The organism is Mycobacterium pseudoshottsii JCM 15466, from assembly GCF_003584745.1.
Lineage (GTDB): Bacteria > Actinomycetota > Actinomycetes > Mycobacteriales > Mycobacteriaceae > Mycobacterium > Mycobacterium marinum.
This window is the reverse complement of the sequence record NZ_AP018410.1, coordinates 5162597-5175196: the sequence shown is the minus strand read 5'-3', so window position 1 is coordinate 5175196 and position 12600 is coordinate 5162597. Positions and strand designations below refer to the sequence as shown.

General features: G+C 66.4%; 7 protein-coding genes and 1 pseudogene. 6 read left to right on the top strand and 2 right to left on the bottom strand.

What is annotated here, in order from left to right; genetic code table 11:
- The first annotated feature begins 78 nt into the window (after nucleotides 1-78).
- Nucleotides 79-1002 (top strand): SAM-dependent methyltransferase, encoded by a 924-nt coding sequence (locus MPSD_RS23530; protein WP_020786080.1) that lies wholly within the window; start codon nucleotides 79-81, stop codon nucleotides 1000-1002.
- Between the two features lie 119 nt (nucleotides 1003-1121).
- Nucleotides 1122-2774 carry a PE family protein gene (locus MPSD_RS30330; protein ID WP_086085562.1) on the top strand — a complete coding sequence of 551 codons (1653 nt, stop codon included), beginning with the start codon at nucleotides 1122-1124 and terminating at the stop codon, nucleotides 2772-2774.
- 4 nt (nucleotides 2775-2778) lie between these two features.
- Here MPSD_RS30330 and MPSD_RS23520 read toward each other — a convergent pair whose 3' ends face one another.
- Both MPSD_RS23520 and MPSD_RS23515 read right to left on the bottom strand, forming a co-directional pair.
- Entirely contained in the window at nucleotides 2779-4710 is a 1932-nt protein-coding gene (locus MPSD_RS23520) for a fumarylacetoacetate hydrolase family protein (RefSeq protein WP_020786081.1), read from the bottom strand.
- Nucleotides 4707-7019, bottom strand: a complete 2313-nt coding sequence (locus MPSD_RS23515; RefSeq protein ID WP_086085561.1) for an ATP-dependent DNA ligase — start codon at nucleotides 7017-7019, stop codon at nucleotides 4707-4709. Before MPSD_RS23515 ends, MPSD_RS23520 begins: the two co-directional genes overlap by 4 nt.
- 22 nt (nucleotides 7020-7041) lie before the next feature.
- Here MPSD_RS23515 and MPSD_RS23510 point away from each other — a divergent pair, with 22 nt between their 5' ends.
- The 4 genes and pseudogenes from MPSD_RS23510 (at nucleotide 7042) to MPSD_RS23495 (ending at nucleotide 12595) form a co-directional block, all read left to right on the top strand.
- Nucleotides 7042-7953, top strand: a complete 912-nt coding sequence (locus MPSD_RS23510; protein WP_036426288.1) for a carbohydrate kinase family protein — start codon at nucleotides 7042-7044, stop codon at nucleotides 7951-7953.
- 171 nt (nucleotides 7954-8124) lie between these two features.
- Entirely contained in the window at nucleotides 8125-9000 is an 876-nt protein-coding gene (ku, locus tag MPSD_RS23505) for a non-homologous end joining protein Ku (RefSeq protein WP_012396123.1), read from the top strand.
- Nucleotides 9001-9054: 54 nt separating this feature from the next.
- Nucleotides 9055-10173 carry a phosphate ABC transporter substrate-binding protein PstS gene (gene pstS / locus MPSD_RS23500; protein WP_086085560.1) on the top strand — a complete coding sequence of 373 codons (1119 nt, stop codon included), beginning with the start codon at nucleotides 9055-9057 and terminating at the stop codon, nucleotides 10171-10173.
- Nucleotides 10174-10493: 320 nt separating this feature from the next.
- Nucleotides 10494-12595 (top strand): annotated as a pseudogene (locus MPSD_RS23495) (serine/threonine-protein kinase PknD).
- The last annotated feature ends 5 nt before the right edge of the window (nucleotides 12596-12600 follow it).

Sequence of the window (12600 nt, the reverse complement as noted above, 5' to 3'; positions counted from 1 at the left end):
CCGAACGGTAGGCGACGTGACCGTTTACCGACACGGCCTACGGTGGATTGACGCCTGCCCAAGTCGAAGGAGAAGAAGATGGCACGAACCGAGGGCGATAGCTGGGACCTGGCCAACAGTGTGGGCGCCACCGCCACCATGGTCGCCGCGGCGCGGGCCGCCGCAACCCGGCGGTCACGGCCGATCATCGCCGACCCGTTTGCCGAGCCGCTGGTCCGCGCCGTGGGGCTGGACTTGTTCACCCGGGCGGCCTCCGGCGAGGTTGATCTCGACGAGGTTGCAGCCGGTCTCGGATTTGCGCGCATGGTGGACACGTTCGCCGCCCGTGCACTGTTTTTCGACAAGTTCTTTGCCGATGCGATCGCCGCGGGACTGCGCCAGGTGGTGATCGTGGCCTCCGGCCTTGACGCGCGACCCTACCGGCTGCCCTGGCCGACCGGAATGAGGGTGTACGAAATCGACCAGCCGGAGGTGATCGAATTCAAGACCACCACGCTGGCTCGACTCGGTGCATCCCCAACCGCCGACCACCATCCGGTGGGCATCGACCTGCGCGACGACTGGCCGTCCGCGCTGCGGGCAGCGGGTTTCGACGCCGCCCGCCCGACCGCCTGGCTGGCCGAAGGGGTGCTCATCGGTTTCCTTCCTCCGGAGGCCGAAATTCGATTGCTGGACAATGTCATTGAGCTCAGCGCCGTCGGCAGCCGGCTAGCCGCCGACTACGGAACCATCAATGGGTCATCGGCGGAGTCCCAGCAACTGGCGCAGCAGATGACCGAGGGATGGCGAGCCCATGGACTCGACATGGATATCGCCGGTTTGACCTATCCCGGTGAGCACACCGACGTCGCGGCCTATCTGCGATCACACGGCTGGAAGACGGCCACCGCCGACCATGGCGATCTGGTCCTGGCCGCCGGGCTTGCGGAACTGACCGCGGCCGACCGGCAGAGCCCGGCCAGCACGATCGGCTTCGTGACCGCGGTCCGCTCCACCGACTAGCAACAGCACGGCATCCAGAAAGCAAGTCCGACAACGATACTCGCAGAACACGACGACGCAGTTCGGTATCGCGATACGCTGCACTTTCCCGCCTACTCACCAGAACACAAGGGACAAACATGTCGTATGTGATGGCAGTGCCGGAACTGTTGGCTTCCGCGGCGGCTGACCTGGAAGGAATTGGCTCGGCCCTGAGCACCGCCAATGCTTTGGCACTGCCCTCGACCAGCGAGATCCTGGCCGCGGGTACCGACGAGATATCGACCGCGGTGGCGTCGCTATTTGCCGACCATGCCCAGGACTATCGAACAATCAGTTTAGAAGCCAACGCATTTCACCAGCAGTTCTGGCGATCGTTGAGCGGTGCGGCGGCCTCCTATTCCAGCGCCGAAGCCGCCAACGCATCCCCGCTGCAGGAACTGCTGAACGTGATCAACCAGCAGAGCACGGCCTTGCTGGGGCGCCCGCTGATCGGTAACGGTGCTGACGGTGCCGCGCCTGGGCAAAGCGGCGACGACGGCGGGCTGCTGTTCGGCAACGACGGCAACGGCGCGCCCGGCACGAACCAGGGTGTGGCCGGCGGTAACGGCGGAAGCGCCGGGCTGATCGGCAACGGCGGGGCCGGCGGGCTTGGCGGGCCGGGCGGCGCCGGCGGGGCCGGCGGGCACGGCGGAATGCTGTTCGGCGACGGCGGCGCCGGTGGAGGCGGCGGGGATAGCCCGTCGTTCGTGATCGGCGGCGGTGCCGGCGGCAACGGCGGCAGCGCGGGGCTGTTCGGCAATGCCGGCGCGGGTGGTGCCGGCGGCGCGGGACAGCAGTTCTTTTTCAATGGTGGGGCCGGCGGAGACGGCGGGAGCGTGGGTCTGATCGGCAATGGCGGTGCCGGTGGCGACGGCGCCAATGGCGCGGCCGGCGGTGCCGGCGGTGACGGCGGCATGCTGAGCGGCAATGGCGGTAACGGCGGGGCTGGCGGCGACCTCAACGACCCCGCAGTACCCACAGGCAGCCAGGTCGGCGGTCGTGGCGGAAACGCCGGATTGATCGGCAACGGCGGTATCGGCGGCGACGGCGGTGTGGCCGCAAACGGGGGCGCCGGCGGGCAGGGCGGTCTGCTACGCGGCGACGGCGGTGATGGCGGAGCCGGCGGTGCCGGTCCACCGGCAAGTTTCAACAGTAATGGCGGGCCGGGCGGCAACGGGGGCTCCGCCGGGCTCTGGGGCAACGGCGGCACCGGCGGGGCCGGCGGTGGTCCTGGAACCCAAGGCTCTGATAATTCCGCCTCGGGAGGCAACGGCGGTAACGGCGGCAACGCCGGATTGTTTTCCGGTATCGCCGGCAACGGCGGCGATGGCGGACAGGGCGGCGAGGCCGACCGGACTGGCGGAGTCGGCGGCATGGGTGGGGCCGGCGGGGCGGCCGGGTTGTTCGGCACCGGCGGCACCGGCGGTACCGGAGGCACCGGAGGTACCGGGGGCGCCGCCGGGTTGATCGGCGTCGGCGGCTCCGGGGGCGCCGGGGGCGATGGCCTGCTGTTCTCCGACGCGGGAGTGGGCGGCAGCGGTGGCACCGGCGGAGCCGGCGGATGGTTCTACGGTACGGGCGGTGGAGGGGGCGCGGGCGGCGTCAGTGCCACCACGGGCAATGGCGGCAACGGCGGCAACGCCGGTCTGATCGGGGACGGCGGTGCCGGCGGTGCCGGCGGCGCCGGCGCGATCCCGGGTGCCGGTGGCGCCGGCGGCCGGATATTCGGCGCACTCGGGTTACCCGGCTAGCCCGCTAGACGCGCTTGGCCGCCCACTCGGCCTGCATGACCAGCAGCGCCAATCGCTCTACCTCCGGGGTGTGGGGATCGAGTTCGCGGTAGCGCTGATAGATGTTGACCACGATCCGCTCGGAGTCCAGCCACGCCGCATACTCTCCAAGCTCGACGGTCTCGATTGCCTCGGCGAAGGACAGACCCTTGCGGTAGGCAGCCTCGGCCTGTTCGTTGACGTGCTCGAAATAGCCGCGGACGGCCCGGATTCCATCCGGGTCGGTGACTGGGCCATGGCCGGGGACCACGATGGGCGCGTCCAGCGCGATCATCGCGTCGCAGGCCGCTATCCAGTTCGCGATCGGCCCGTTCCAGACGATCGGCGTGCAGCCGATGAACAGCAGATCCCCGGCGAACAGCACGCCGGCATCGGGCACATGCACCACCGAGTCCGCGGCGGTGTGCGCGGGACCGAGGTTGATCAGATCGACCCGCCTGCCACCAACATCGATCGTCAGCTCGTGGTCGAATGTCTGATCCGCGTTGCGCAGCCTTATTCCGCTGAAATCGAAGTGCCCGAAGCGATCCCGCATGAATCTCGTCGCGACCGGCCCGAGGTCGATGGTCTGCATCGCCGTCAGCAAGGTGGGACCGGTGTCTTCGGCAATCTCCTCGGCGGTGCCTTTGGCCGCGATGATGCGCACCGAAGGGCTCAACAATTGGTTGCCATGGGTGTGGTCACCGTTGGAATGGGTGATCAGCGCATCGGTGATGGGCGCCGCATCGGTGATCGGCCGCATCGCGTCCAGCATCTCGCGCGTGAGCGCCAGATCGAACAGCGTGTCGACCAACAGCGAGGCACCGTCTCCGGCGACCAGCCCGGCGTTGCTCCAGCCAAATCCGCCGTCCGGCAATGTCCACGCCCACACCCGATCGGCGACCTGGTGCAGCCCACGGGTGTAGGGCACCAGCGGCGGCGCCGGGTTGACCCGGGCGGCCTCTGGCGCGGCGTTGGGATCAACGCGAGGTGCCAAAGGCTGCGGTGGCGGGGTCGCACATACCCGCTGCCGCGTCTGCCCCAACCCCTCGACCTCGAGGGTGACGACGTCGCCGTCATGTAGCCAGCCGGGAAACGAGTCGGGGTTGGTCAGGTGCTCGACGAGGGTGCAGGTGGGCACGGTGCCGGAGCCGATCACATCGCCCGGCGCCAGCATCACCCCGCGCGAGACATAGGAGATGACTTCCCCGAAGGTCCAATCCATCGTCGCGGTGGATCCCGAGCCGATGACCGTGTCATTGACCAGCGCGCTCACCTGCAGACTCAGCTTCCCGTCGCGGCGATAGGCCTGCAGCTCATCGGCGGTAACCAGATACGGGCCCAAGGTGACTCCGCTGTCTTTGCCCTTGGCCTGCCCGATGCGCAGCTGGCCTTCCAGTTGCTGCAAGTCACGTGCCGACCAGTCGTTGAAGATCGTGTAGCCGATGATGGACTGCTCGGCCTGCTCGACGGACAGATCCTGGCCGCCGGTTCCGATCACCGCCGCGATCTCCAATTCGAAGTCCTGCCAGGCGCTTCCGGGGGCCATGGGCGCGTCGTCGTAGGGCCCGAGCACGGTGGCCGGACAGGCAAAGTAGAACGCCGGGATGCGATACCAGGTATCCATCAGCACCCGGCCGCCTCCCACCGTTTCCTGACAGTTGCGCATGTGGTCCAAGAAGCACAGTGAGTCGCGGATCGATGGCGGGCGCGGTATCGGCGCCGCCAACGTCACCTCGTCGAGAGCCACCACCTCACTCGGTGAGCGCAAGACGTTTTCACCGGCTTCGCGTAATCCGTCGGCGCCGCGCTTGATCAGATCGAGCAGGGCGACTCCCGGCGCCATCGCGTAGATCGAACCGTCGGACAACACCCCGACACGCTCACCGTCCGCACTTCGATACGTCACCCATTTCATTCGCGCACCACCTCACTCGGGTTTTTGTCCGGGCGCAACCCACGCCAGCTGGATTGCCGCAATCGGCCATCGGGGGTCCACTCGCTATAGCGCACCTCCCCGACCAGTGTCGGCGCGACGAACGTAACACCCTTGGCCTCGCGCGCCGGAAGCGCAGCGTCGAATGGGGATTCGTCGGTATGCAGCGGCGCCAGCGTCTTCTTGAGGTTGGCCAGGTCACGTTCGGTGAAGCCGGTTCCAACACGGCCGGCGAAGTGCAAACCGCTCGGGCCGGGAATGCCCATGGGCAACGATCCAATCCCGCTGCTGCGCCCACCCTCCCCAACTCGCCAACCGCCGATGACGACTTCCTGGGTGTTCCAGTGTTTGTCCTTGATCCACGCCGACGAGCGCCGCCCGGGTTGATAGCCGGAGTCGCGGCGCTTGGCAATGACTCCCTCCCAACCGCGCTTGTGCGAGTAGGCCAGCGCCTCGGCGCCGTCACCGGGCAACAACTCCGGAACGATCAGATTGCCCGCACTGCCCAGGGTTTCCAGTAGCTTGCGCCGGTCGCGGTATCTGGCCCGCAGTAGCGAGCGACCGTCCAGAAAGAGCAAGTCGAACGCCCAGAACTCGATGCGGGTGGCGCGCACCCGGTTCTGCATCTCGTTGAAGCTGGGCACTCCGGAGGAGTCGAGGGCCACCAATTCACCGTCGAGCACCACGTGGTGATCAGCGAGATCGGCGGCCAATGAACGTAATTGGGGGTATTCCGCGGTGACGTCACGTCCGCTGCGGGAGCGCAGTCGCAGCGCGCCATGGTCGGCTTCGACCAGCAGCCGGTAGCCGTCCCACTTGCCTTCGAACGCCCACTGACCCGACTCGAGACCTGCCACCGAACCGTGGGAGGTGAGCATGGGCGCGAGGGTGTCGAAATCGAAGGCCGTCTGGTCCTTCATGCGATGCGCCAGCCATTGGTCCCCGTTGGTCTGAATCAGCGCGTACCGCCCCGAGATTCGACTGCCGTGCAGGTTGACAATCACCTCCCCCTTTTCCGCACCGTTTCTCGAGTCGTCGCGGAACTTCTCGGTGTCATAGGTGCCGGAATCCCAGATGATCACCTTGCCGGCGCCGTACTCCCCTTTCGGGATGTTGCCCTCGAACGTCGCGTATTCCAGCGGATGATCTTCGGTGTGCACGGCCAGGTGGTTCACCGACGTGGTTTCCGGCAGGTTTTTCGGCACCGCCCATGACACCAGTACCCCATCACGCTCCAGCCTGAAGTCGTAATGCAGACGGCGCGCGTGATGCTCTTGGATCACGAAGGTATTACCCTTCCCGACAACGGGTCTGGCTCGGGGCACCGGCTCCGGCGTTTTCGACGCGTTGCGCATGCTGCGATATTTGAGCAGCCGGTCGTCGCCGGGGAGGTCCGCGTCCAGCGCCGCAATCAGATCGCCATCGCGGGTGAGGCGGGCAAGCACCTCGTCGTAGGTCAGTTGGCGCAGCCCCGGGTCGTCGAGCTCCTCCCAGCTGCGTGGTGCGGCGACTGTCGGTTGTTCGCGCCCACGCAGCGAATACGGCGCGATGGTGGTCTTCGAACCGCTGTTTTGGCTCCAGTCCAGGAACACTTTCCCGGCCCGCAGACTCTTGGTCATGGTCGCGGTGACCAACGCCGGCATCACCGTTTCCAGTTGCTGCGCGACCCGTTTGGCCAACACCGTGGCGCCCTTGCTGCTCACCGGCTCGTCGAGCGGGGTGTAGAGGTGCAGGCCCTTGCTACCGCTGGTGAGCGGGAGGGTACTCAGGCCGATGTCGGCGAGCAGATCGCGCACCGCCCGCGCCACCTGCGCGAGTTGGGCCATCGTCACGCCCTCGCCCGGGTCCAGGTCGAACACCAATCGGGTGGCCGGCCCGGGCGTGAGGATTTCGCCTTTGGACGTCCACTCGGCAACGAACCGCCACTGCGGGACGTGCACCTCGAGGGCGGCCTGTTGTGCGATCCAGGCCAGCCCGGTGGCGCTGTCGATGATCGGATAGGTCGTCGTTCCCGACCGGTGCACCACGCTGGCACGCGGCAGCCAGTCCGGCGCCGACGACGCTAGCTGCTTTTCGAAAAAGGACGCCTGATCGACGCCGTTGGACCAGCGCTTGCGAGTCGCCGGGCGCCCGGCGATATGCGGGATCATCACCTCGGCGATGCCGGTGTAGTAACCGAAGACGTCAGACTTGGTGGTTCCGGTAGCCGGGTACAGCACCTTGTCCGCGTTGGTCAGCGTCACCTGCGGACCATTCGCCTGTCCAGGAGGCCAGGCCTGCGTCGAACCCATATGGCCAACGTAACCTGTCGCCATGGCACGTGGGCTGGTGATCGGTGAAGCCCTGATCGACATCGTCGATGGGCCGGACCCGGCCGAGTACGTCGGGGGCAGCCCCCTCAACGTCGCGGTCGGACTGGCCAGATTGGGCCGCGACGTCGATCTGCTGACCCACATCGGCCGCGACGCCCGCGGACGACGGATCGCCGAGTACATTGAATCCTCAGGTGTACAACTTGTTTCGGGAAGCCAGACGGCTGATCGGACGCCCACCGCGACGGCCAGGATCGGCCCCGACGGCTCGGCCACCTACGCGTTCGACCTGGAATGGCAGATACCCGACACACCCCCCGTGGCGCCGCCGCTTCTCGTGCACACCGGTTCCATCGCCGCCGCGCGGGAACCAGGATGCTTGGCGGTCGCGGCGCTGCTCGACGCCTATCGGGCCGCGGCCACGGCGAGCTTCGATCCCAATGTGCGTCCGTCGCTGAGGGCTGACCCGGACCTGACTCGGGAACGCATCCAACGCCTCGTCGAGCGCAGCGACATCATCAAGGCCAGTGCCGAAGACTTGCACTGGATCGACCCCACCCAGCCTCCGGAGCAGACCGCGCGGGCCTGGCTGGCCTGCGGCCCGGCGATTGTCGCGCTGACGTTGGGCGATCAGGGCGCAGTGGCGTTCTGCGCGGCCGGCCCGGCAAGTATGCCCGCCCAGCCGGTTCGCGTGGTCGATACCGTCGGCGCCGGAGACGCGTTCATGGCCGGTCTGCTCGACACGCTGTGGGAGCAGGGATTGTTAGGTGCCGACCGGCGCACCGAGTTGCGCAAGATCGGGGTGTCGGCGCTGACCTCTGCACTCGAAGTCGCGGCCCTGACCTCGGCGTTGACCGTTGCCCGTGCCGGCGCCGACCTGCCCTATCGGGCCGACCTGCGGCAGTCGCGATGACCACCGCACGCCCACAATCGGGCCCGGCGAGGGTGCACGAAATGCCGCGTGATGCGGCGTGTCGCCGTGCCGACACGCACGCTCGCGAGCTGACCGGGGCTGGGGCAGGCAGCAGGACTCCGGTGCCGCGGCGCACTGTTAACCGACCCGGGTTCTGGGCATACTGACTCCATGCGCTCCATCTGGAAGGGTTCAATCGCTTTCGGGCTGGTGAATGTGCCGGTCAAGGTGTACAGCGCCACTCAGGACCACGACATCAAGTTCCATCAGGTGCACGCCAAGGACAACGGACGCATCCGGTACAAGCGGGTATGCGAGGTCTGTGGCGAGGTGGTCGAATACTCCGACCTGGCCCGCGCCTTCGAATCCGACGATGGCCAGATGGTGATCATCAACGACGACGACCTCGCCACGTTGCCCGAAGATCGCAGCCGCGAAATCGAGGTGCTGGAATTCGTCCCAGCCGAAGAAGTCGATCCGATGATGATTGACCGCAGCTACTTCCTGGAGCCCGACTCGAAGTCCTCTAAATCGTATGTGCTGCTGGCCAAGACGCTCGCCGAGACGGAGCGGATGGCGATCGTGCATTTCACGCTGCGCAGCAAGACGCGGCTGGCGGCGTTGCGGGTCAAGGACTTCGGCAAGCGCGAGGTCATGGTGGTGCATACCCTGTTGTGGCCAGACGAGATCCGCGACCCGGATTTCCCGGTGCTGGACAAGGAGGTGGAGATCAAACCCGCGGAGCTCAAGATGGCCGGCCAAGTGGTGGAGTCGATGGCAGACGACTTCAACCCGGACCGCTACCGCGACACCTATCAGGAGCAACTGCAGGAGCTGATCGACGCCAAACTCGAAGGCGGGGAAGCATTTACCGCCGAAGAACAACCCGCAGAGCTGGACGAGACCGAAGATGTCTCCGACCTGCTGGCCAAGCTGGAGGCGAGCGTGAAAGCGCGTTCGGGTGACGGGAAGTCAGCGGCGAAGAAGAGCACCGCCGAAAAGGCGCCGGCCAAGAAGGCCCGGGCCAAACAAGCTGCCAAGTCCTGACCAGCGCCCGACTTGTTCACATATGCTCGTCGTGCCGCCGAGAGGAGTTTTTGCGTGAAGTCCAACCGATCTGGCGTCGTGCTCAGCCTGCTGCTCGCCAGCACATTGGCGTTGTCGGCATACGGAGGCCATTCCAGCAATACCTCGTCGTCGACCGGATCCAGCACGCCATTGGTGCCGGTGGATTGCGGCGGTAAGAAGAAGCTGCTGGCCGCGGGCTCCACCGCACAAAAGAATGCGATGGAACAGTTCGTCTACGCCTATATCCATGCCTGCCCGGGCCACACGCTGGACTACAACGCAAATGGATCCGGCGCCGGAATAAAGCTGTTCCTGGGGAATCAGACCGACTTCGCGGGGTCGGACACGCCGATGAACCCGGCGAAGAACGAGCCCCAGAAGGCCTCCGAGCGTTGCGGATCGGAAGCCTGGGACCTGCCGGTCGTGTTCGGTCCGATTGCGGTCACCTACAACCTCAAAGGCGTGAGCGCACTCAGCCTGGACGGCCCGACGCTGGCCAAGATCTTCAACGGCACCATCGCCAAGTGGGACGATCCGGCGATCAAGGCGCTCAACACCAGCATCAACCTGCCGCCGACGCCCATCCACGTGGTCTTTCGCAGCGACCAGTCCGGAACCACGGCCAACTTCCAGCAGTATCTCGACGCGGCGTCGGACGGAGCGTGGGGCAAGGGGGCCGGCCAGACCTTCAACGGTGGCGTCGGCGAGGGTGCTGCCGGCAATGACGGCACGTCGCAGGCGCTGAAGCGAACCGACGGATCGATCACCTACAACGAATGGTCGTACGCGGTGGGTCATCAATTGAACATGGCCCAGATCATCACGTCAGCGGGCCCGGAGCCGGTGACCATCACCGCCGAGTCGGTGGGCAAGACGATCGCCGGAGCCACCTTCAAGGGGAAGGGCAACGACCTGGTGGTGGACACCTCGTCGTTCTACCGGCCCACCCAGGACGGCGGCTATCCGATAGTGCTGGTGACCTACGAGATCGTCTGCTCGAAGTACCCGGACGCGCCGACCGGCACCGCCGTTAAAGCCTTCATGCAAGCGACAATTGGTGACGGCCAGGTTGGTTTGGATGAGTACGGATACATCCCGCTTCCGGAGTCGTTTCGCTCGAAATTGATCCCGGTGGTCAACGCCATCGCGTAACCGTCTCCGGCGCCGCGGACCATTCGAATCCTCAAGAGTCCGATCTAGTTTCACCGGCCTCAGCGCTACTGGCTCAGCCCCCTTCGGGCCGTTTCGGGCCCGTTGCGGGGCTCTCTCGCGCACGAATCGGTCCGCTCACATCTTCGTCTCAGGATACAGAAATCGCTGTGAGTAACCGGTTTTTGTTGTCTGCTCACTCTCCGACGATTTACCGTGTGTTAACCACCGGTTTCGGCGCACCAGCACCACGGGCGTCGGTAGCGTGAATATGTAGGGTCGGCCCCGGTGGAATGGGCGCCCACGCGAAGGGAGCGTTGACCGTGAGCGAGACCGGGCCGGGTTCACGGGTTGGGTCGCGCTTTGGGCCCTACGAGTTGGTGCGGTTGATCGGCCGTGGCGGCATGGGCGAGGTCTAAGAAGCCGAAGACACCCGCAAACGCCGGGTGGTGGCGCTCAAGCTGATTTCGACGCAGTACTCCGGCAATCCCACGTTTTGCGCGCGGATGCAACGCGAAGCCGACACCGCGGGACGGCTGACCGAGCCCCACATCGTGCCGATCCACGACTACGGCGAGATCGACGACCAGTTCTTCGTGGAGATGAGACTGATCGACGGTGTCTCGCTGCGCGCCATGCTGACGCAGTTCGGCCCACTGACCCCGGCCCGGGCGGTGGCCATTGTGCGCCAGATCGCCGCGGCGCTGGACGCCGCGCATTCCAACGGCGTCACCCACCGCGACGTGAAGCCGGAGAACATTCTGGTCGCCGACAATGACTTCGCGTATCTGGTGGATTTCGGTATCGCCAGGGCCGCCGCCGATCCCGGACTGACCCAGGGCGGGATGGCCGTGGGGACCTACAACTACATGGCCCCGAAACGATTCACCGGCAACGACGTCACCTACCGTGCCGACATCTATGCGCTGGCGTGCGTGCTGGGGGAATGTTTGACCGGTGCACCGCCCTATCGCGCAGACAGCGTGGAGCGATTGATTGCCGCGCACCTGATGGAACCTCCCCCGCGGCCCAGTCAGCTCCGTCCCGGACGGGTTCCAGCCGCGTTGGATGAGGTGATCGCCAAAGGCATGGCCAAGAATCCCGACGAGCGCTACATGAGCGCCGGGGACCTGGCCATCGCCGCGCACGAGGCGCTCACCACCCCCGAGCAGCGCCAGGAAGCAACCATCCTGCGTCAGGGCGACAACATGGCCCTCATGACTCCAGCCGTTGACCCTGGCGCGGGAGGAAGCTGGACCAACTACAGCGGATCGGGCGCCCAGCCACCGGCGCCGCAGCCCGTTGCGCCGCCGCCGCAATATCCGACGGGCGATGAGACGGTGGCTCGGCCGGTGCCGGCAAGCACCACCGGATGGCGCTCCCGCCCAGACGTATCCGACCAGCGCACGCAGGCCGCGCCCGTCATCACCGGCACAAGCTGGCCCAGCCAGTCCGGGATCCGGCCCGCCGTCGGCACCGGATCCAGTCCGAGCGCGACACCGCCGGCCAGTCAGCCGGCCACCGCGCCGCCGGCGAGCCCGAAAAAGAGCCGGAAGAACTGGATAATCGGCGCCGCCGTGGTGGCGGTGCTGCTCGTCGTCGCCGGCGCCACCGCATTCGTGCTCGCCAAACCCAAAGGCTCAACCGAGCCGCGAGGGCAAGTAGTGCTGCCGTTTACCGGTCTCAACTTCCGCTTCGCCCCCGGCGGGGTTGCCGTGGACGCCAACGGCACCGTGTATGTCACCAACCAGACCATGTACGGGCGGGTGGTGGCCTTGCCCGCGGGGTCCAGCACGCCGACGGTGAAGCCGTTCAACGGACTCTACGAACCCCAGGGCGTGGCCGTGGACACCTCCGGCAAGATCTACGTCACCGACTTCAACAACCGGGTGGTGGCCCTGGCCGCCGGGTCGAACAACCAGGTTGAGCTGCCGTTCAACGGCCTCAATTACCCCGAGGGAATCGCCGTGGACGCCCAGGGCAATGTGTACGTCGCTGACCGGGGCAACAACCGGGTGGTGAAGATGCCGGCCGGCTCCACCAGCCAGGTCGTGCTGCCGTTCAACGGGCTCAAGAACCCCGACGGGGTGGCAGTGGACAGCGACGGCAACGTCTACGTCACCGACACCGACACCGACAACAACCGGGTGCTGCAGCTCGACGCCGGCACCAGCAACCAGTCGGTGTTGCCGTTCTCCAACCTGACCGCGCCGTGGGGAATCACCGTGGACAGCGCCGGCAATGTCTACGTCACCGAACACGACAACAATGCGGTGGCCAAGCTGGCGGCCGGGGCCACCACCTCCACCGAGTTACCCTTCACCGGCCTCAACACCCCCTGTCGGTGGCGGTGGACAAGAAGGGCAACGTCTACGTCGCCGATCGCGGTAACGGCAGGGTGCTGAAACTGGCCCAAGGATCCTGAGCGGG